This is a genomic window from Methylobacter marinus A45, assembly GCF_000383855.1.
Taxonomy (GTDB): domain Bacteria; phylum Pseudomonadota; class Gammaproteobacteria; order Methylococcales; family Methylomonadaceae; genus Methylobacter; species Methylobacter marinus.
The window spans coordinates 2,429,579-2,448,963 of sequence record NZ_KB912877.1 but is presented as its reverse complement, the minus strand read 5'-3'; the positions used below and the strand labels follow the sequence as shown (position 1 = coordinate 2,448,963).

Genomic DNA, 19,385 nt, shown 5'->3' with positions numbered 1-19,385 from the left:
GAAATAGACGGCAATTTACCCTATATTTGCCGTATGAAAAAAACAACACTTGTTGCATTATTGCTACTATCAACTCAATGCTTTGCTAATAGCATAAAAGATTCCCTAAATAATATAGAGTCCGAATGGGCGTCTATTTACTATAGCAAGTCAAATTCCAATAAAAGTCGTGCTTACAACCATCTACTCGATAAAATTATTGCCCTATCCGAACAGCATACCGATAATGCCGAGCTTATTTTTTGGCAAGCGGTTGTAAAAGCTACAAATGCCGATCACCAAGATGCATTGGCGGCACTTAATTCAGTTAAGGATGCTCGCAAGCTACTAGCCAAAGCTATAGAAATAAATCCAAAAACCATGAACGGATCCGCCTATGTTACCTTGGGCACATTATATTATATGGTGCCCAAATGGCCTATTGCTTTTGGCGATGAGCAAACCGCTCAAAAAATGCTAGCAATTGCACTTCAAATCAATCCTAATGGTATTGATAGCAATTATTTTTACGGAAAATTTCTGTTATCGCAGAATAAATCCGATGAAGCGGCAAAATATTTTGAAAGAGCTGTTAAAGCACCTGCACGCAATGAACAACTTTATGCGGATAGCCAACTTAAAACAGAAGCTAGTCTTGCCTTAAAAAATGCAAAAGAACAAAAAGTCGGCACCTCAAAAAACTTATTCTTGTCTTTGTTCTCTTCTGCCACTCTGAAATGAAGAGACAAATTTAGCCTATCAAAAACCTAGTGCTTAGTCAGTCTTGATCTGACGAGTAAAATTTGCAGAGTATTCATAGAGTGTGAATAGTGCGAATAAATTCGCACCTACAATTTACCCGCCATAATTAAATTGACTGACTACTAGGTTCTGTTGACATTTCAGCGTAGCCAAATCAAAGCCGAGACAAAATGCAGAAAATACCGAATACTTCCGGGCTAGCTTCTAGAAACGTGAAAAAATTCGACGGTAGTGTTTGATTTTATTGAAAAAGCGTTCAATCAAATGACGCTTCTTATAAATAAACCAATCACAGGTACGGGATTGTTTACGGTGGCTGCGAGGCGGGATCACCACCTCAATAGCTTGGTTCTGAAGGGTTTCAATGAACGCATCGCTGTCGTAGCCTTTATCCGCCGCCAATTTTTGTACCCCTTCAGGTGGTGCAAACGCCAGTAAATTTTCCGCTTGTCCAATGTCACTGTCTTGCTCGCCCGTTAGGACAAATCCCAACGGAGTGCCCAGCCCATCGGTAATAGCGTGAATCTTGGTGCTAAACCCACCGTGCGAACGCCCCAGTGCCTCTTGCTCTGCTGAGCTGCCAGTCGCTCCTGCCGTACAGGCATGTGCCTTGACAATGGTGCTGTCAATAAAAACACTTTATAAATCGGGCTGATCTATACAGGCTCGATGCAAATTAGCCCATACGCTCTCCGGCACCAGCGGGAAAAACGCTTGAAGATGCTATTCCATTTGCGTTAACCTGCGGGAACGCCTCAGTTAGCCGCAGTCGTTGTTCCTTAAGCCTGCTTGGACAGCGCATGGTGGAACTGGGCTATGTGTAAAGCGTATCTCATGAAACCATTCGGCAAACTTTAAATAAACTGTCAATGGCCAATAATTTTGAGCCAGTTTCGGCCATTAAAATTGAGCCACTTTTTCCGGTTAATATGAGTTGTTTAGCTTCGCTTTCAGCCGATAACTTTCCCCTCCGAGCATAAAGATATGTGAATGATGGATGATGCGGTCGACGATAGGCACGGCCACATTGTCGTCAAAGAAGAACTCGCCCCAGTCCGTGAACGCCTTGTTGGTGGTCAGGATGATCGACCGGTATTCATACAGCGCGTTGATGAGCTGAAACAGGTTGTGCATGCCCTGCCTGTTCATCGGCAGATAGCCCAGCTCGTCGATGACCAGGCAATCGAATTTGAGCAACTGGTTGATCTTCTTTTTCAACTCGCCTTTGAGCTCAGCCAGTTCCAGGGCCTCCATCAGGCCCAGTGCCGTGTGGAAGCCGACCTTGTAGCCGGCCTCGATCGCTTTCAGGCCGATGCCGATGGCCAGGTGGGTCTTGCCGACCCCGGGCGGGCCGATGAAGACCACGTTGTCGCGGTTGTCGATAAAGCCGAAGTCCAGCAGGCTGTTGACTTCGCGCTTGCTGATGGTGGTCTGGAAGCGGTAGTCGAACTCCTCCAGGGACTTGTGCAGCGGAAAGCCGGCCCGCCGCCGGTTTTGCTCGACGCGCTTGCTGTTGCGCTGTTGCTGTTCATGCCGGATCAGGCAGTCGGCAAACTGCAGGTAGGAGCTGTCGCCGGCTTCGGCCTGACTCAGCAGTTGTTCGAGGTGATCGGCAATGCCGGACAGGCACAGGCTGCGGTATTGCCGGGCGACTTGGTCAATAGACAGCATGGCGCTCTCCCTGGCCAGTGGAGCGGCCATTCAGGGTGCCATAACGGGCCAAGGCGGCCGAGGACGGATGGTCTGTTGTCGTCGGCTCGAGCGGAGTGAGCCGCTCGGGATGCTGCTGCCAGGCTTCCAGGCGCTGCTTCAGGCCGCTGGCGGTCAGCCGCGGCAACTCGATAAGCCGGCTCAACAGGGGCTCGGGGATTACGCCGTGGCGCTGGTGATGTTCGGTCAAGACCTGCTTGGCGCCCGCCAGCTGGTCCTTGTAGATCTTCGGCGAAGTTGCTTTCAGCAAGGCGCACAGCGCCATCGCCAGCGCCGCCTGGCCGACCAGTTGCTGCAGGTCGGCTTCCAGTGTTTCAATGCGCCGGCTCTGGTCGCGGTAATGGTGGGTGTTCTTGATGACCTGGCCTTTTTCCAGGCACAACCGATGCTCGGCGATCACTTCGCCCGTGTTGAGGTCGCTGATCAGCAACTGGCCGTCCTGGTCACAGACGCCGACCCGGGCGCTTTGATAGGCCATGGGCACCGAGTATTTGTTGGACTGCCAGGCGATCAGGCCGGTCTTGTCGGCCTTGCGTGTGACCACGGTAGTCTGCGCGTCATGGATACAGGACGGGGTCAGGTAAGGCTGCATCCGGGCCTTTTCCTCGCGGTCATAGAGCCCCCGCGGCGGCTGGCCGGTGCTGCCGTGAATCCGCTGGTTGGCGGTCTGGTCCAGCCAGTCGGCCAGGGTCTGCTCCAGGTCCTGCCAGCTGGCGAAGGCTTCGCCGTACAAGCCGTTGTGCTTGACATATTTGACCCCGGCCTCGACCTTGCCCTTGCTTTCCGGGTCGTAGCCTTCGCAGGCCCGAATCACAAAGCCGGCCGCGGTCGCATACTGATGGAAGCGCTGGTTCAAGGTCAGCTCCCGGAACCGCTCATGGATCACGACCAGCTTGGTCTGGTCGTACACGCATTCGGCCGGCTGGCCGCCGAAATAGCGGAAAGCGGCATCGTGCTGGCGGATCAGCGTGGCGGTATCGATCGGTCGAGCCGAAAACGACACATGCATCAACCGGGAGTAGGACAAGACGAACACCATGAAATAGACCGTGGTCGGCACGCCGCCGATCAGGACGCCGCGCAGCTCGCCGCCGTCTACCTGACACTGCTCGCCCGGCACCATATCCAGCACCGGCTCATAATAGCGGGCCTGCCTGACAGGAAGCTCCTGCTTGAGCGCCTGGATGTAACGCCGCACTGAACGGTTGGACACGGCCAGATCATCCACCTTGGCCTTCAACTTGCGCAGCACTTTCACGGCCGACAGGCCGGGATAGGTTTGCAGCAGTTGAATGATATAGCCGCGGTAATCGTCCAGCTTCTTGGTGCGGTCCGTATCGGCCAGCAGCGCCGCAATGGCAGGTTCCGTCAGCTTCAAATACTTGCTGACCGTGTTGCGGGAAATGTCCAATTGTTTGGCAATTTGGCGCTCCGATAAGCCATTGCCGTGGTTATGTAATGCTTTGATCTGATGGATCACTAGCCACTCCTTCATGCCGCTCCCTGAACAAAAGCCAGGGACTGTGGCAAATAATGAGATAAAGATAAAGGAAAAAGTGGCTCAAAATTGTTGGCCAATTCTGGCTCATTTTAGTTGTCCAATAACATAAACGAATCAAAACCCTGGTAACATAAAGAATGGTGCATTCCTACTCAACAGAATGCCTGCTTTGTCTGTGCTACGGAAGACATCCTTGATGTTTACAAGCGTTTCTATGACGCAACGCATCCATTGATTTGCATAGACGAAAGCAGCAAACAACAGATTAAAGACGTGCGACAGCCGACCCCGGCTAAGCCATCGGTGGAAAAATACGATACGAAATATGAACGTAACGGTATCAGCCATCTGTTTATGTTCTTTGATCCAGCGGCATGTGGCGGTCACAGACCAAAGGACCGCGGTGTGGATTGGGCACACCAGATTCAACACTTAGTGGACGTGCCTTATGCTCAGACCGAGCGCATTACCCTTGTCATGGATTTTAAACACGCACACCGGCGGCCTCGCTGTATAAGGCTTTCCCACCAGAGAGGAAGCGCGGAGAATCCTGGATAAGCTGGATATCCACTACACGCCTAAGCATGGCAGTTGGCTCTACATGGCGGAAATCGAATTGAGCATTTTATCCCGTCAATGTCTGAATCGGCGCATTCCCGACCAGGTGACATTGACGCGGGAAGTCTCGGCCTGGCAAGAAAAAAAGAAATGTCAGGGCTTGCCCTATGGACTGGCGATTTACCACTGAAGAGGCTCGGGTAAAATTGAAAAACCTTTACCCAACATTAAAAGAATGATTAAGTACTAGAGCGTTAATTTATTGGCCGGAAACATTGTCTTCAGGCATTCGTCACTATGAAAAAACAATTTACGGGCCAACAGAGCGCCAGAGATTTTCATAGCCTCGGCTGGGTACTCACTGCATACTTTTGGATTGCATTCATCAAAAGTACGCGATACGTACCGTACTGTATTTTTCAGACATGCCTGTCAATAATAAAACTCAATTTTTTCAATAGTAGTTGGTTTCAAGTCACGATTGGCTGCTATAGTAGCCGAAATTGATAATGATCTTGCTAAATTTAATTAATCGCATCTCTATCATATATCGGTATTTTATCAGCCATCACTTTCTGCTAAGATGGGTATTAATTAAATATAAATTTTCCCTACAACTTTCCTGGTAATAATTATGACTTTTGTAGTCACAGAAAACTGTATCAAATGTAAATTTACTGATTGTGTCGATGTATGCCCTGTAGATTGCTTTCGTGAAGGCCCTAATTTTCTTGTAATAGATCCAGATGAGTGCATCGACTGCACATTATGTGAGCCGGAATGCCCCGCGAATGCAATTTTTGCCGAAGATGAGTTACCGGCAGAGCAAGAGATGTTCATTCAGTTGAATGCCGAACTGTCCAAGCAATGGCCTGTTATTACCGAAGTAAAATCCCCCTTACCCGATGCCGAGGAATGGAATGGCAAAACAGGTAAAATTGATTTGCTAGAAAAATAACTTTATTTTGAGACATAAAAAAAGCCGGGTTGACCCGGCTTTTTTTATGTCTCAAAATAGTCTTACTCATCTATTGTGTTGATTTCAGATCTATCAACAAGCTCAACATATGCCATTGGCGCATTATCGCCAGGTCTAAATCCACATTTCATAATACGCAGATAGCCGCCAGCTCTGTTTTGATAACGAGGTCCAAGTTCATTAAATAGCTTAGTTACAACTTCACGATCGCGCAATCTAGAAAATGCGAGACGCCTTTTTGCTACATTATCTACTTTCGATAAAGTAATCAAAGGTTCAGCAAAACTTCTTAATTCCTTAGCTTTGGGTAAAGTAGTTTTGATCAGTTCATGCTTAAATAATGAACTAGCCATATTACTGAATAGCGCCTTGCGATGGCTGCTATTAATATTGAATTTTCTACCGGATTTACGATGTCTCATTGTAAGAAGACCTAAAGTTAGTTAATTTACTGCGTGGTTTTGATCTGCCAGGTTTTCAGGGGGCCAATTCTCCAAACGCATACCCAGAGATAACCCTTTTAAGGCAAGAATGTCTTTTATTTCTGTTAAGGATTTTTTGCCAAGATTAGGAGTTTTTAATAATTCTACCTCTGTTCGTTGAATTAAATCTCCAATATAAAAAATATTCTCAGCTTTTAAGCAATTAGCAGAGCGCACTGTCAACTCAAGATCATCTACAGGACGAAGAAGAACGGGGTCAAAAATTTCTTCGATTTCTACAGGTTCTTCTGCAAGCTGATCATTTACCTTTTCAAAATCAACAAAAACAGATAATTGATCATGGAGTATAGTTGCAGCGAGTTTGATCGTTTCTTCTGGATCTACAGTTCCATTTGTTTCCAGCTCAATAATTAGTTTGTCTAGGTTAGTCCGCTGCTCTACACGCGTACTTTCAACATGGTAAGCCACCTTAACAATCGGACTATATGAAGCATCAAGCTGAAGAGCACCTACAACGGAACTATGGTCAGAAATTGATTTACGCACACTAACGGGCTCATAGCCTCTCCCTCTGCGCACTCTGATCTTCATATTCAATACGCCGGCCTGAGTCAAGTTAGCGATTACTAATTCAGGATTTATAATTTCAACATCATGAGGAACATTAATATCCGCCGCTATGACACAACCCGCACCAGTTTTGGTAAGAGTCAGCTCAACCTCATCTTTTGAATGAAGCACAACTGCTAACTTCTTGAGGTTTAGCAGAATATCAATTACATCTTCTTGAACACCTTCTATGGTTGTGTACTCATGAAGAACACCTTCAATTTCCACATCCGTAACTGCGCAGCCTGGAATTGTTGACAACAATACGCGCCTTAGAGCATTACCAAGGGAATGCCCGAAACCACGCTCCAACGGTTCAATAACAATTCTTGAATGGTTAGGTGTTTTACTTACAACCTCAACTAATCGAGGCTTCAATAAGCCAGAAATAGAATTCTGCATTTATATTCCTCAGAACTGCAATTATTTAGAGTAAAGTTCTACAACTAACTGTTCATTAATGTCACTACCTAAATCTATACGATCAGGCAATGAATTAAATGTACCAGACATAGTTTTTGGATCAACTTCAACCCAAGAAGGAAAACCATATTGCTCAGATATGGTTAATGCATCAATAATTCTTTGCTGTTTTTTTGCCTTTTCTCTTACCTTAAGCACATCACCAGCACTTACTTGATAAGAAGGCACATTTATCAGCACATCATTAACCAAAATTGATTTATGGCAAACTAACTGACGAGCTTCGGCTCTGGTAGAAGCGAACCCCATACGATAAACAACATTATCCAGCCTTGATTCCAACAGATTCAGCAGGTTTTCACCTGTTGCACCTTTTTTCATATCAGCAGACTTATAATAGTTACGGAATTGTTTTTCCAAAATCCCATAAATCCTACGTAAACGCTGCTTTGCCCTCAACTGAAGGGCATAATCAGAGCTTCTTGTACGCTTCGTACCGTGTTGACCAGGCCGCTGATCTAACTTACATTTATTTTCCAGGGACTTTCCTCTGCTTTTCAAAAACAGATCAGTACCTTCTCTTCGACTCAATTTACAAGTAGGTCCAAGATATCTTGCCATAATAACTACTCCAGATTCTTATACGCGGCGTTTCTTAGGGGGACGGCATCCGTTATGAGGAATTGGCGTCACATCTACAATATTGTTAATTTTAAATCCCAGATTATTCAGTGAACGAACCGCAGATTCACGACCAGGGCCAGGACCCTTGATCATAACATCAAGATTTTTCATACCGAATTCCTGAGCGACAACCCCAGCTTTCTCAGCTGCAACCTGGGCTGCAAATGGAGTACTTTTTCTTGAACCGCGAAATCCAGATCCACCTGAAGTAGCCCAAGACAGCGCATTGCCTTTTCTATCAGTGATAGTTATGATTGTGTTGTTGAAAGAAGCATGAACATGAGCAATACCATCTGCCACTTCTTTTTTTATACGTTTTCTGGAACGATTTGGACTAGCCATTATTTAGAACCTCTTACAGGAATATCTTATTTTCTAATAGGTTTACGCGGACCTTTACGAGTACGAGCATTTGTTCTCGTTCTCTGCCCTCTTAAAGGCAAACCTCTGCGATGTCTTATCCCGCGATAGCAACCCAGATCCATCAAACGTTTGATATTCATAGAAACTTCACGACGCAGATCACCTTCCACTGTCATCTTTGAAACCACACTACGAATAGCTTCTAATTGCTCTTCATTCAGTTCTTTTATTTTTATGGAAGGTGCTATACCCACCTCAACACAAATTTCACTTGCTGTTTGACGACCAATACCATAAATTGAAGTTAAAGCGATTACCGCATGTTTATGATCTGGTACATTTATCCCGGCAATACGTGCCATCTAGATACTCCCCTGAGTATTACTCTAAAGTTAAGCGCCGAATTATAGCATCACAGTAATTATAGCGCAACAAATTTTAGCCTTGGCGCTGTTTATGTCTACCGTCTACGCAGATAACCCTAACAACACCGTTTCTTTTTACTACTTTACATTTTCTACAAATTGTTTTTACAGAAGCTCGAACCTTCACAGCTAACTCCTAAGTTGCTTTTGTATATAAATACAATAAATTATTTTTTCAGATTGGCTTTTTTCATCAAGCCTTCATATTGTTGCGACATTATATGCGTTTGCATTTGTGAAATAAAATCCATCACAACCACAACTATAATCAAAAGCGACGTCCCACCGAAATAAAATGGAACATTCCAATAGACTATTAAAAACTCGGGCAATAAACATACTAACGTAATGTAAAAAGCTCCGATTAAAGTTAATCTAGTCATAACCTTATCGATATATGAACTAGTCTGCAAACCAGGCCTTATACCAGGAAGAAACGCTCCAGATTTTTTTAAATTCTCAGCTGTTTCTTTAGAGTTAAACACTAACGCAGTATAAAAGAAACAGAAAAATATGATAGCGGCCGCATAAAGCATGACATAAATAGGTTGACCAGGAGACAACATTGTCGCAATATCCTGAAGCCATGCAAATCCGTCCGTATTACCAAACCATCCAGCTATAGTTGCAGGAAATAAAATAATGCTAGATGCAAAAATAGGAGGTATAACACCCGCCATATTGAGCTTCAAAGGTAAAAAGCTACTTTGTCCGCCATACATTTTTCGTCCTTGTTGTCTCTTTGGATAATTAATGAGAATCCTTCTCTGACCTCTTTCTACAAAAACAACAAGCGCCGTTACAGAAATTGACAACAGGAACAATAGAATAATGAATGCACCATTCATTTCACCCGTTCTAGCTAATTCTAATGTACCACCAATTGCCTTGGGTAAACCGGAAACGATACCCGCAAAAATGATAAGGGAAATGCCATTGCCAATTCCACGCTCAGTGACTTGTTCACCTAACCACATCAAGAAAATAGTTCCAGTGACCAACGTAACTGTCGTAATCAAGATGAAACCAACGCCGGGATTCAAGACAACAGAAAGCCCCCCAGCAGATTGATTTTGTAACGCCAACGATATCCCTATCGCTTGGAAAGTTGCTAAAACAACTGTTCCATATCTGGTATATTGAGATATTTTACGCCTACCAGACTCACCTTCTTTTTTTATCTGCTCCATGGCAGGTATGACAACAGTCATCAATTGCATAATAATTGACGCCGAGATGTAGGGCATTATTCCAAGAGCAAAAAGGCTTAGGCGCATTAATGCGCCACCGGAAAACATGTTAAACATATCCAGAATCGAGCCACTTTGCTGTTCAAACATAACAGCTAAAGCCTTAGGATCTATCCCGGGAACCGGGATATGAGCCCCAACTCTGTAAACAAAAAAAGCCCCCAGAACAAAAAGAAGTCTTGCTTTCAGTTCTGAAAATCCACCAACTTTGTTAGCCATTTGAGCTCTTGAAGTACTCACTTAAACCTCTACTTTGCCGCCAGCAGCTTCAATAGATTCCTTAGCGCCGCCAGTCACCTTAATACCTTTGATGGTAATCGCTTTTTTTACTTCACCGGATTTGATTACTTTCGCGGTTTTGGTAAAAGCAGGTACTATGTTCGCATCAATTAACAACTTTAAATCAACCACATCAGCATCTAAGGAATTTAATTCGCCCAAACGAACCTCTGCAGAAAACTTGTTGATTCTAGAAGTAAATCCAACTTTAGGTAAACGGCGCTGCAATGGCATCTGACCGCCTTCAAAACCTACTTTATGAAAACCACCACTACGCGCTTTTTGCCCTTTATGGCCTCTTCCACAAGTTTTTCCGAGCGTACTGCCAATTCCACGACCCACTCGTTTAGATTTCTTTCGTGATCCTTCACTTGCATGGATGGTATTTAAAAACATTACAGTTCCTCGACTTTTAGCATGTATGATACTTTATTTATCATACCGCGATTTTCGGCTGTATTAAGCACTTCAACCGTTTGGTTAATTTTACGCAAACCCAAACCTTTTAAACAGGCCTGATGACGTGGTAAACGCCCAAATTTGCTTTTTATCATCGTAACACTTAACTTAGTACCAGCCATAGCAACTACCCAATAATTTGTTCTACTGATAAGCCACGCTTTGCAGCTATTTGGTTAGCATTATGCATTCCTGTAAGCCCATCAATTGTAGCTCTAACGACATTGATAGGATTATTAGTGCCAATACATTTTGCCAATACATTATGCACACCGACCACTTCAAACACTGCCCTCATTGCGCCACCCGCAATAATACCAGTACCCTCAGATGCCGGCTGCATATAAACTTTTGCCGCCCCAGTCGAAGACATAATTGGATACTGTAAGGTATCCCCTTTCAATGAAACCTTACGCATGTTTTTTCGCGCTTGTTCAAGAGACTTTTGTATCGCTATAGGCACTTCGCGCGCCTTACTGACACCATAACCTACACGACCTTCACCATCACCAACAACAGTTAGCGCAGTGAAACCAAAAACTCTACCGCCTTTTACCACTTTTGCAACACGTCTTACAGAAACTAGTTTTTCTTGCAATCCGTCTGTACTACCTTGAGAAGGTGCTGTAGCCATTCTATACTCCTAAAACTTCAAACCGGCTTCACGTGCAGCATCAGCTAATGCCTTAACGCGACCATGGTATTTAAATCCAGAACGATCAAAAGCAACTTCTGTGATTCCAGCTGCAATAGCTTTCTGAGCAATATATTTTCCTACTTCAGTTGCCGCTTCAATATTGCCTGTATTCTTTAGAGTTGACCTAATTTCTGATTGAATAGTCGAAGCACTAGCCAATGTAGTCGTTCCATCTCCACTTATAACTTGAGCATATATGTGCTGTGAAGTTTTATGAATAGATAAACGGGTTGTATTTAATTTATTAATCTTGCTACGCAATTTCAATGCGCGCCTTAAACGAGATTGTTTCTTTTCCATCACGTTACCTTACTTCTTCTTAGCTTCTTTTCTTACAACATGCTCTTCAGCATATCTGACTCCTTTGCCTTTATAAGGCTCGGGAGGGCGATACGCCCTGATTTTTGCAGCTACCTGGCCAACTTGTTGCTTATCGCTTCCTTTGACTATTATTTCAGTTTGACTAGGTGTTTCAACTGTTATCCCTTGGGGAACTTCAAAATCGACTGGATGGGAAAACCCAAGTGCAAGATTAAGAACATTTCCTTTTGCTTGTGCTCGATAACCCACACCAATCAATGTCAGCTTCTTTTCAAATCCAGCAGAGACACCTGCAACCATGTTGCTTACAATCGCTCTTGCAGTTCCAGCTTGAGCAGTAGCTATTTTATTGTCTTTATCCCATCGCATTTGAATAACATTGTCTGCAATATCTATGCTTATTGCAGGGTTAAAATCGAACGATAACTGACCTTTACTTCCTTTTACAGTCATATTATTACCATCTAGCTTTATATCGACACCGCTAGGGATAGTAACTGGAGCTTTAGCTATTCTTGACATAAACTGGCCTACAATTAACAAACAGTGCAAATAACTTCGCCGCCATGTCCAATTGCGCGAGCAGCTCTATCTGTCATAACACCATTTGATGTTGAAACAATAGCAATACCTAGCCCGCCAAGAACTTTCGGCAATTCATCTTTAGATTTATAAATGCGTAAACCAGGTTTACTAATTCTTTTTAAACTTTCAATTACAGGTGCGCCTCTATAATATTTTAACTCAATAGTCATTTCTGTATGACTACCGTTTGTTTCGGTGCTGAAATCTGTAATATAACCTTCCTCTTTCAGTACTTTTGCAATTGATACTTTTAATTTTGACGAAGGTTGTTTAACGGTTTTTTTTCCGGCAGATTGACCGTTTCTAATGCGGGTCAACATATCTGCTACTGGGTCTGTCATACTCATTTTCTATTTCTCCAAACTTGACTAACAGATACTACCAACTCGCCTTTACTAAGCCTGGCACGTCGCCGCGCATAGTTGCTTCTCTTAATTTATTCCGGCTAAGGCCAAATTTGCGATAATACCCATGTGGCCGCCCAGTTAAATTGCAACGGTTACGTATTCTTGTTACGCTGGAATCTCTCGGTAATTTTTGAAGTTGTAAATGAGCTGACTCTTTTTCTTCATATGAAGCATTTGGATCTCTGATAATTTCCTTCAAAGATTTACGTTTCGCATCATATTTCTGTACTAATTTCTTACGCTTGTCTTCGCGCGCAATCATTGATTTTTTTGCCATGTTAAAAATCGCCCTTTAGTTCTTAAATGGAAAGTTAAAAAGCTTTAACAAAGCCAAACCTTCTTCATTTGTTTGTGCTGTTGTTGTGATAGTAATATCCATACCGCGTATAGCATCAATTTTATCATAATCAATTTCAGGGAAAATGATTTGCTCTTTGACACCCATTGAATAATTACCACGCCCATCAAAGCTTTTAGGGCTTAATCCCCGAAAATCACGAATCCGAGGTATAGATATAGCGATTAAACGATCTAAAAATTCGTACATTCTGTCGCTACGTAAAGTCACTTTACAACCGATAGGCATATCATCACGAATTTTGAAACCAGCAATTGATTTTCTTGCCAAGGTGACAACTGGTTTTTGACCGGAGATCTTTTCCATATCGCTAATAGCTGATTGCAGAACCTTTTTATCTGCGACAGCACCTCCAACCCCCATATTGAGCGTTATTTTAGTAATACGAGGCGCTTGCATCACAGATTTGTAACTAAACTGCTCTACTAATGCAGGAAGGATTTTTTCTTTATATTCGGTTTCTAGTCTAGCCATGATTTTTATCTACACCTTACGCATCAACAATTTCATTAGTTGACTTAAAATATCTGACTTTCTTTCCATCTTCTAGAAACTTAAAGCCGACACGATCTGCTTTTTTGGTTTCAGGATTATATAGTCCAACATTGGAAATATTGATTGGCATATCCTTGACTATAATTCCTCCTGAAATGCCTGCATTTGGATTAGGTCTTTGATTTTTTTTGACTTGATTGATTCCTTCAACCAAAATCTTATTATTTTTTAAAACCTTAACTACTCTACCGCTCTTACCTTTATCCTTACCAGTACGAACAATAACATCGTCACCTTGTCTAATTTTTTGCATTTTTGAACCCTACCTTATAAAACTTCAGGAGCTAGAGAAATAATTTTCATAAATTTCTCACCGCGTAGCTCGCGTGTTACAGGGCCAAAAATACGGGTGCCTAATGGCTGCAAATTGTTATTCAGAATAACTGCCGCATTACCATCGAATCGAATCACCGACCCATCCGGACGACGCACACCTTTACGTGTTCTGACGACCAAGGCATTATAAACCTCGCCCTTCTTTACTCTTCCACGAGGAATAGCATCCTTAATACTAACCTTGATGATGTCACCAATGCCAGCATAACGTCTATGCGAACCCCCTAGTACTTTGATACACATGACCCTTTTTGCGCCGCTGTTATCGGCAACGTCAAGGTTAGTTTGCATCTGAATCATGATTAATTCCCGATTATCTGTATATTAAATTGCTTATGCACTATCTATCTGTTAGCACTTTCTAAGACATCAACTAATCTAAAAGTTTTATTCTTAGACATAGGTCTGCATGACGTAATTGACACGACATCACCTTCCTGGCAAATATTTTGTTCATCATGAGCCATCATCTTAGTTGAACGTTTAACATACTTACCATAAACAGGATGTTTCACAACCCGCTCAACCAAAACCGTAATTGTTTTATCCATTTTATTGCTGACGACACGACCGCTAATTGTCCGCAACTTAGTTACATTCTCGCTCATATTTATGCGCTCGCCATCTCATTTAATATAGTTTGAATACGTGCCACTTCACGTCTAACCTTTTTCACTTGATCAGGCTTTGACAATTGACCTGTTCCTTTCTGCATTCTCAGGTTAAATTGTTCACGTGACAGATCAAGTAGCATGGCTCCTAACTCGTCTTTTGACTTTTGGCGTAATTCACTTGCTTTCATTACATTATCGTCCGAACAGTAAAAGTTGTTTTTAGAGGTAACTTAGCTGCAGCTAAAGCAAAAGCTTCCCGGGCCAGTTCTTCAGAAACACCTTGTATTTCATAAAGCATAGTCCCTGGTTTAATCTGAGCAACCCAGTATTCTACACTACCTTTACCTTTTCCCATACGAACTTCTAAAGGTTTTTTCGTAATTGGTTTATCTGGAAAAATTCTAATCCAAATTTTACCACCACGTTTAACATGCCTTGTAATCGTTCTACGTGCTGACTCGATTTGTCGGGCAGTAAGTCTACCGCGACTTGTTGACTTTAGGCCATATTCACCAAAGCTTACTGATGACCCGCGCATGGCAGTACCGTTATTTCTGCCTTTAAATTGTTTACGGAATTTTGTTCTTTTAGGTTGAAGCATTTTTCTATCCCTTCAACTATTTTTTTGATTCTGAATTAATAGATGCAATATGCGCATCCATATCGAATACTTCACCCTTGAATATCCACACTTTAATGCCGATAATTCCATAGGTAGTATTTGCTTCCGCAGTAGCATAATCAATATCAGCTCTTAAAGTATGTAATGGCACACGCCCTTCTCTATACCATTCGCTTCTTGCAATTTCAGCACCATTCAGGCGCCCACCAACATTAATTTTTATACCTTCAGCACCTAAACGCATAGTATTAGTCACTGCGCGTTTCATTGCTCTACGATACATAATTCGCTTTTCTAATTGCTGTGCAATACTTTCTGCTACTAATTGCGCATCTAATTCTGGCTTCCTAATCTCTTCAACATTTAGCTGAACAGGAATACCCATCATCTGAGAAACCTCTTGCCTCAAAACATCAATATCTTCGCCTTTCTTACCGATTACAATGCCTGGGCGCGCCGTATGAACAGTAATATGTGCATTGTTGGCAGGGCGATTGATTTGAATACGACTTACAGAAGCATGAGCTAATTTTTTCTTAATATATTCCCGAACTGTTAAATCCTGATGAAGGAATAGAGAATAGTCCTGACTATTTGCATACCATCTTGAATTCCAATCTTTAACAATACCAAGGCGTATACCTGTTGGATGTACCTTTTGACCCATTTTTAGCCCCTACTCGTATTCTGCGACTTTAACTGTAATATGACAGGTTCTTTTAAGGATATGATTCGCACGTCCTTTAGCTCTTGCCTTAAATCTTTTCATGGTCGCCCCTTCATTTACATAAACGGTAGACACTCTTAATTCATCAATATCTGCGCTTTCGTTATGCTCTGCATTAGCTATGGCGGACTCCAAAACCTTCTTAAAGATAACCGCACCTTTTTTTGAACTGAATTTTAATGTATTCAGCGCTTTCTCAACCGGCAGACCTCGAATTTGATCTCCCACCAATCGAGCTTTTTGCGCGGATAGAGGGGCATTGCTTAATTTTGCTGAAATTTCCATCATAACCTACCTAGATTTCTTATCAGCCACATGGCCTTTATAAGTACGAGTTGGCGCAAACTCACCTAATTTATGCCCGACCATATTCTCAGAAATAAGAACTGGAATGTGCAGCCGCCCATTATGGATTGCAATAGTTAAGCCCAGCATATCTGGAATAATCATTGATCGTCTTGACCATGTTTTAATCGGTTTCCGGTTATTGCTACTTACAGCATCTTCTACTTTTTTAAGTAGATGATGATCAATAAAAGGACCTTTTTTAATTGAACGCGGCACGCTAATTCCTCTCTATTTCTGCTTACGACGTCTGACAATCATATTATCAGTACGTTTGTTTTTTCTCGTTTTATATCCCTTAGTCGGCATACCCCAAGGAGATACAGGATGTCTACCACCAGAAGTACGACCTTCACCACCACCATGCGGGTGATCCACAGGGTTCATAGCAACACCACGAACTGTAGGACGCACCCCCCTCCATCTTGAGGCACCTGCCTTTCCAAGAGAAGCCAAATTGTGTTCTGAGTTTGATACTTCACCAATTACAGCTTTGCAATCAGCCATAACTTTACGCATTTCACCTGAACGCAATCTTATGGTTGCATGAATACCATCTCTAGCAACTAACTGAACTGATGCACCAGCACTTCTAGCTACCTGAGCACCTTTGCCAGGCTTTAATTCCACACAGTGTACAGTCGTGCCCATTGGTATATTTCTTAAAGGCATGCAGTTGCCCGGCTTAACAGCAGCATTTTCTGATGAAAGAATCTCCTGTCCTACCTCCAGGCCTTTAGGCGCAATGATGTATCTACGCTCTCCATCCTTAAACAACACCAGAGCAATATTTGCCGTTCTATTTGGATCATACTCCAGTCGCTCAACAACAGCAGGAATATCAGTTTTATTCCTTTTAAAATCAATAATTCGGTAGTGCTGTTTATGACCACCACCTACATGACGTGTTGTTATACGCCCTTTGTTATTACGACCGCCACTTTTACTGTTTTTACTTAGTAAAGGTGCAAATGGTTTGCCTTTATGCAATTCATCATTCTTAATTCGCACTACAAACCGTGAACCCGGTGACGTCGGTTTTGACTTTACAATCGCCATGCTTTCTACCGTTTCCTATTGATCTTTATTACTTTAACTAAATTAAGCAGCAGAAAAATCTATGTCATGTCCAGGCTTAAGCTTTACATAAGCCTTTTTCCAATCGGATCTTTGTCCTAATGAACGGCCAAATCTTTTCTGTTTACCTTTAACGTTCAATACTTGAACCGAATCCACTTCAACGTTAAACATCATTTCTACTGCATTTTTAACTTGTTTTTTTGTTGCTACTTTTTGCACTTTAAAAACAAATCTCTTATTTTTTTCAGCGGCAATAGTGCTTTTCTCAGATATTACTGGAGCTTGCAGCACACCTGCCAATTGGTATTTATTTACACTCATGCCAAACGCTCCTCTATCTGCTTCAATGCGACTGGTGTAGCAATAACTTTATCTGCCGAAACCAGGAGAACGGGGCTTAAATTCAAAGACTCTACCACTTCTACGTAAGGAATATTTCTCGATGCTAAAGCTAGGTTTTCATCAATACTATCAACAACAATCAAAATTCGCTTAGCTTCAATTTTTTTCAGCTTCTCAGATAATTCCTTAGTCTTAGAAGTAGCAGGTAATATATCATTGCTAACAACTAAGCGACCCTGTCTCAACAACTCGGATAAAATTGATCGAATACCAACTCGAAACATTTTTTTGTTGAGCTTCTGATCATATGTTCTTGGTCTTGCTGCAAATGCAACACCACCAGTCCGCCAAATAGGACTGCGCATTGTACCAGATCTAGCACGCCCTGTCCCCTTTTGTCGCCATGGTTTTGAACCACCGCCACTTACATCAGAACGGGGTTTCTGAGCCTTTGTACCAGCACGCGCCCCAGCCAGATATCTAGTCACCAACTGATGAACCAATGTTTCATTAAAAGACTGACCAAAAACCGTTTCCGCAACTTCTACATTTCCGGCGGAGTCTTGTTCGTTTATAGCAGGTATTTGCAAACCCATAGCTTAACCTTTATTTCGCATTTTCATTGCGGGTGTAATAACTACATCACCGCCTTTAGCACCAGGCACAGCACCTTTTACTAAAATTAAATTTCTTTCTTTATCAATTGAATGAATAGTCAAGTTTTGAACCGTTGTTTTAACAGCCCCCATATGACCAGCCATCTTCTTGCCTTTAAAGACTCGACCAGGCGTTTGACACATACCGATGGAACCTAACACTCTATGCGAAAGCGAATTCCCATGAGTAGCATCTTGCATACTGAAATTATGACGTTTAACGCCACCAGCAAAGCCCTTACCGATACTTTTTCCACAGACATCAACAACTTGACCCTCGGAAAATACATCTAATGTCAATTCGGAACCGGCAGATAAATCCTCGCCTTCGCCATCTTCGAGTCTAAACTCCCAAAGACCACGTCCAGCTGTCACATTAGCCGCCGCATAATGACCAGCCATTGCTTTATTGACTCTTGAAGACTTTTTGTCGCCTGCTGCCACCTGGATTGACCGATAACCATCTACCTCAACACCTTTAACTTGAGTGATCCGGTTTGAATCAATCTGGAGAACAGTAACAGGTACCGAAGAACCATCTTCACAAAAAACTCTGGTCATACCACACTTACGACCTATAAGACCTATTGACATCTGCCAATTCCTCTACTTTTAATTCAACTTTATCTGAACATCAACGCCAGCTGCAAGATCCAATTTCATCAACGCATCTACGGTTTTTTCAGTTGGCTCAACGATATCAAGTAATCGTTTATATGTTCTTAATTCATACTGATCCCTTGCATCTTTATTTACATGCGGAGAGATCAAAATGGTAAAACGCTCTTTTTTAGTAGGCAAAGGAATAGGACCTTTAATCTGGGCTCCAGTTCTCTTTGCAGTTTCTACTATCTCGCCAGCCGATTGATCAATCAATTTATGATCAAATGATTTCAAACGGATTCTGATAGTTTGATTAGACATATATATTTACTCGATAATTGATGAAACGACGCCCGCACCTACGGTACGCCCGCCTTCACGAATAGCGAAACGCAAACCTTCCTCCATCGCAATTGGTGAAATCAGTTTCACTTCAACAGCGATGTTATCGCCAGGCATGACCATTTCCACACCTTCTGGCAACGTAACCGCCCCAGTCACATCCGTGGTTCTGAAATAGAACTGTGGACGGTATCCATTAAAAAATGGCGTATGGCGACCGCCCTCATCTTTGGACAGAACGTAAATTTCTGCATTGAAGTGCGAATGTGGCTTGATGGTGCCTTTATGCGCCAACACCTGCCCCCGCTCCACTTCATCTCTTTTTGTGCCTCTTAACAACACACCGACGTTATCACCCGCCTGCCCTTGAT

35 protein-coding genes are annotated in these 19,385 nt (G+C 42.8%); 3 read left to right on the top strand and 32 right to left on the bottom strand.

Going from position 1 to position 19,385, the window contains the following annotated elements:
* The first annotated feature begins 33 nt into the window (after positions 1 to 33).
* Entirely contained in the window at positions 34 to 720 is a 687-nt protein-coding gene (locus METMA_RS0111465; RefSeq protein WP_020159234.1) for a tetratricopeptide repeat protein, read from the top strand.
* Positions 721 to 945: 225 nt separating this feature from the next.
* On the opposite strand, the gene METMA_RS24470 is transcribed toward METMA_RS0111465, so the two are convergent.
* The 3 genes from METMA_RS24470 to istA all read right to left on the bottom strand — a co-directional run bounded on the left by METMA_RS24470 (position 946) and on the right by istA (position 3,931).
* Positions 946 to 1,371, bottom strand: coding sequence for an IS5 family transposase (locus METMA_RS24470; protein WP_084254118.1), 426 nt, complete (start codon positions 1,369 to 1,371; stop codon positions 946 to 948).
* 294 nt (positions 1,372 to 1,665) lie between these two features.
* On the bottom strand, positions 1,666 to 2,412 hold the full coding sequence (gene istB, locus METMA_RS0111455; protein WP_020159232.1) for an IS21-like element helper ATPase IstB: 747 nt from the start codon (positions 2,410 to 2,412) through the stop codon (positions 1,666 to 1,668).
* On the bottom strand, positions 2,399 to 3,931 hold the full coding sequence (gene istA, locus METMA_RS0111450; RefSeq protein WP_084254117.1) for an IS21 family transposase: 1,533 nt from the start codon (positions 3,929 to 3,931) through the stop codon (positions 2,399 to 2,401). The genes istB and istA overlap by 14 nt, the downstream gene beginning before the upstream one ends.
* A gap of 637 nt (positions 3,932 to 4,568) precedes the next feature.
* Between istA and METMA_RS28045 the strand changes: the two genes are divergently transcribed.
* Both METMA_RS28045 and fdxA read left to right on the top strand, forming a co-directional pair.
* On the top strand, positions 4,569 to 4,700 hold the full coding sequence (locus tag METMA_RS28045; RefSeq protein ID WP_332248869.1) for a hypothetical protein: 132 nt from the start codon (positions 4,569 to 4,571) through the stop codon (positions 4,698 to 4,700).
* Between the two features lie 444 nt (positions 4,701 to 5,144).
* Entirely contained in the window at positions 5,145 to 5,468 is a 324-nt protein-coding gene (gene fdxA / locus METMA_RS0111435; protein WP_027147250.1) for a ferredoxin FdxA, read from the top strand.
* 62 nt (positions 5,469 to 5,530) lie between these two features.
* On the opposite strand, the gene rplQ is transcribed toward fdxA, so the two are convergent.
* From rplQ to METMA_RS24460, 29 genes are all read right to left on the bottom strand, one after another.
* Positions 5,531 to 5,911 carry a 50S ribosomal protein L17 gene (gene rplQ / locus METMA_RS26450; RefSeq protein WP_036292578.1) on the bottom strand — a complete coding sequence of 127 codons (381 nt, stop codon included), beginning with the start codon at positions 5,909 to 5,911 and terminating at the stop codon, positions 5,531 to 5,533.
* Positions 5,912 to 5,932: 21 nt separating this feature from the next.
* Positions 5,933 to 6,943, bottom strand: coding sequence for a DNA-directed RNA polymerase subunit alpha (locus tag METMA_RS0111430; protein WP_020159228.1), 1,011 nt, complete (start codon positions 6,941 to 6,943; stop codon positions 5,933 to 5,935).
* Between the two features lie 21 nt (positions 6,944 to 6,964).
* Positions 6,965 to 7,585, bottom strand: a complete 621-nt coding sequence (gene rpsD / locus METMA_RS0111425) for a 30S ribosomal protein S4 (protein ID WP_020159227.1) — start codon at positions 7,583 to 7,585, stop codon at positions 6,965 to 6,967.
* An 18-nt stretch (positions 7,586 to 7,603) separates the two neighbouring features.
* Positions 7,604 to 7,990 carry a 30S ribosomal protein S11 gene (rpsK, locus tag METMA_RS0111420; RefSeq protein WP_020159226.1) on the bottom strand — a complete coding sequence of 129 codons (387 nt, stop codon included), beginning with the start codon at positions 7,988 to 7,990 and terminating at the stop codon, positions 7,604 to 7,606.
* A 26-nt stretch (positions 7,991 to 8,016) separates the two neighbouring features.
* The gene (gene rpsM, locus METMA_RS0111415) at positions 8,017 to 8,373 is read right to left on the bottom strand and encodes a 30S ribosomal protein S13 (RefSeq protein WP_020159225.1); all 357 of its coding nucleotides are present in this window, start codon (positions 8,371 to 8,373) and stop codon (positions 8,017 to 8,019) included.
* A 76-nt stretch (positions 8,374 to 8,449) separates the two neighbouring features.
* Positions 8,450 to 8,563, bottom strand: coding sequence for a 50S ribosomal protein L36 (gene rpmJ, locus METMA_RS26445; RefSeq protein ID WP_081679145.1), 114 nt, complete (start codon positions 8,561 to 8,563; stop codon positions 8,450 to 8,452).
* A 40-nt stretch (positions 8,564 to 8,603) separates the two neighbouring features.
* Positions 8,604 to 9,905 carry a preprotein translocase subunit SecY gene (gene secY / locus METMA_RS0111410; protein WP_020159224.1) on the bottom strand — a complete coding sequence of 434 codons (1,302 nt, stop codon included), beginning with the start codon at positions 9,903 to 9,905 and terminating at the stop codon, positions 8,604 to 8,606.
* A gap of 21 nt (positions 9,906 to 9,926) precedes the next feature.
* Positions 9,927 to 10,361 carry a 50S ribosomal protein L15 gene (gene rplO, locus METMA_RS0111405; RefSeq protein WP_020159223.1) on the bottom strand — a complete coding sequence of 145 codons (435 nt, stop codon included), beginning with the start codon at positions 10,359 to 10,361 and terminating at the stop codon, positions 9,927 to 9,929.
* Positions 10,361 to 10,546, bottom strand: a complete 186-nt coding sequence (gene rpmD, locus METMA_RS0111400) for a 50S ribosomal protein L30 (protein WP_027147249.1) — start codon at positions 10,544 to 10,546, stop codon at positions 10,361 to 10,363. The genes rplO and rpmD overlap by 1 nt, the downstream gene beginning before the upstream one ends.
* A gap of 5 nt (positions 10,547 to 10,551) precedes the next feature.
* Complete coding sequence (gene rpsE / locus METMA_RS0111395; protein WP_020159221.1) at positions 10,552 to 11,058, bottom strand: 30S ribosomal protein S5; 507 nt, start codon at positions 11,056 to 11,058, stop codon at positions 10,552 to 10,554.
* 9 nt (positions 11,059 to 11,067) lie between these two features.
* On the bottom strand, positions 11,068 to 11,421 hold the full coding sequence (gene rplR, locus METMA_RS0111390; protein WP_020159220.1) for a 50S ribosomal protein L18: 354 nt from the start codon (positions 11,419 to 11,421) through the stop codon (positions 11,068 to 11,070).
* A gap of 9 nt (positions 11,422 to 11,430) precedes the next feature.
* Positions 11,431 to 11,964, bottom strand: coding sequence for a 50S ribosomal protein L6 (gene rplF, locus METMA_RS0111385; protein WP_020159219.1), 534 nt, complete (start codon positions 11,962 to 11,964; stop codon positions 11,431 to 11,433).
* Positions 11,965 to 11,978: 14 nt separating this feature from the next.
* Positions 11,979 to 12,374, bottom strand: a complete 396-nt coding sequence (rpsH, locus tag METMA_RS0111380; protein WP_020159218.1) for a 30S ribosomal protein S8 — start codon at positions 12,372 to 12,374, stop codon at positions 11,979 to 11,981.
* Positions 12,375 to 12,405: 31 nt separating this feature from the next.
* Positions 12,406 to 12,711: a 30S ribosomal protein S14 gene (gene rpsN / locus METMA_RS26440; RefSeq protein ID WP_081917993.1), complete on the bottom strand. Its 306-nt coding sequence runs from the start codon at positions 12,709 to 12,711 to the stop codon at positions 12,406 to 12,408.
* Positions 12,712 to 12,726: 15 nt separating this feature from the next.
* Positions 12,727 to 13,266, bottom strand: a complete 540-nt coding sequence (gene rplE, locus METMA_RS0111375) for a 50S ribosomal protein L5 (protein WP_020159217.1) — start codon at positions 13,264 to 13,266, stop codon at positions 12,727 to 12,729.
* A gap of 16 nt (positions 13,267 to 13,282) precedes the next feature.
* Positions 13,283 to 13,600, bottom strand: coding sequence for a 50S ribosomal protein L24 (rplX, locus tag METMA_RS0111370; RefSeq protein ID WP_020159216.1), 318 nt, complete (start codon positions 13,598 to 13,600; stop codon positions 13,283 to 13,285).
* Positions 13,601 to 13,614: 14 nt separating this feature from the next.
* On the bottom strand, positions 13,615 to 13,983 hold the full coding sequence (gene rplN, locus METMA_RS0111365; RefSeq protein ID WP_020159215.1) for a 50S ribosomal protein L14: 369 nt from the start codon (positions 13,981 to 13,983) through the stop codon (positions 13,615 to 13,617).
* A gap of 44 nt (positions 13,984 to 14,027) precedes the next feature.
* Positions 14,028 to 14,291 carry a 30S ribosomal protein S17 gene (gene rpsQ, locus METMA_RS0111360; protein WP_020159214.1) on the bottom strand — a complete coding sequence of 88 codons (264 nt, stop codon included), beginning with the start codon at positions 14,289 to 14,291 and terminating at the stop codon, positions 14,028 to 14,030.
* A 2-nt stretch (positions 14,292 to 14,293) separates the two neighbouring features.
* The gene (gene rpmC, locus METMA_RS0111355) at positions 14,294 to 14,485 is read right to left on the bottom strand and encodes a 50S ribosomal protein L29 (RefSeq protein WP_020159213.1); all 192 of its coding nucleotides are present in this window, start codon (positions 14,483 to 14,485) and stop codon (positions 14,294 to 14,296) included.
* Positions 14,485 to 14,898, bottom strand: a complete 414-nt coding sequence (gene rplP / locus METMA_RS0111350; RefSeq protein WP_020159212.1) for a 50S ribosomal protein L16 — start codon at positions 14,896 to 14,898, stop codon at positions 14,485 to 14,487. The genes rpmC and rplP overlap by 1 nt, the downstream gene beginning before the upstream one ends.
* Positions 14,899 to 14,914: 16 nt before the next feature.
* On the bottom strand, positions 14,915 to 15,586 hold the full coding sequence (rpsC, locus tag METMA_RS0111345; RefSeq protein WP_020159211.1) for a 30S ribosomal protein S3: 672 nt from the start codon (positions 15,584 to 15,586) through the stop codon (positions 14,915 to 14,917).
* Between the two features lie 9 nt (positions 15,587 to 15,595).
* Complete coding sequence (gene rplV, locus METMA_RS0111340; RefSeq protein WP_027147248.1) at positions 15,596 to 15,931, bottom strand: 50S ribosomal protein L22; 336 nt, start codon at positions 15,929 to 15,931, stop codon at positions 15,596 to 15,598.
* 6 nt (positions 15,932 to 15,937) lie between these two features.
* Complete coding sequence (gene rpsS, locus METMA_RS26435; RefSeq protein ID WP_081679143.1) at positions 15,938 to 16,210, bottom strand: 30S ribosomal protein S19; 273 nt, start codon at positions 16,208 to 16,210, stop codon at positions 15,938 to 15,940.
* 12 nt (positions 16,211 to 16,222) lie between these two features.
* Positions 16,223 to 17,050, bottom strand: coding sequence for a 50S ribosomal protein L2 (rplB, locus tag METMA_RS26430; protein ID WP_036253918.1), 828 nt, complete (start codon positions 17,048 to 17,050; stop codon positions 16,223 to 16,225).
* A 42-nt stretch (positions 17,051 to 17,092) separates the two neighbouring features.
* Positions 17,093 to 17,392: a 50S ribosomal protein L23 gene (gene rplW / locus METMA_RS0111335; protein ID WP_020159209.1), complete on the bottom strand. Its 300-nt coding sequence runs from the start codon at positions 17,390 to 17,392 to the stop codon at positions 17,093 to 17,095.
* Positions 17,389 to 18,009 (bottom strand): 50S ribosomal protein L4, encoded by a 621-nt coding sequence (gene rplD / locus METMA_RS0111330; RefSeq protein WP_020159208.1) that lies wholly within the window; start codon positions 18,007 to 18,009, stop codon positions 17,389 to 17,391. Before rplD ends, rplW begins: the two co-directional genes overlap by 4 nt.
* A gap of 3 nt (positions 18,010 to 18,012) precedes the next feature.
* Positions 18,013 to 18,663, bottom strand: coding sequence for a 50S ribosomal protein L3 (gene rplC / locus METMA_RS0111325; protein ID WP_020159207.1), 651 nt, complete (start codon positions 18,661 to 18,663; stop codon positions 18,013 to 18,015).
* 18 nt (positions 18,664 to 18,681) lie between these two features.
* Positions 18,682 to 18,993, bottom strand: a complete 312-nt coding sequence (rpsJ, locus tag METMA_RS0111320; protein WP_020159205.1) for a 30S ribosomal protein S10 — start codon at positions 18,991 to 18,993, stop codon at positions 18,682 to 18,684.
* A gap of 6 nt (positions 18,994 to 18,999) precedes the next feature.
* Positions 19,000 to 19,385, bottom strand: a 386-nt coding sequence (locus tag METMA_RS24460; protein ID WP_020159206.1) for an EF-Tu C-terminal domain-related protein, incomplete at its 5' end; no start/stop codon positions are given.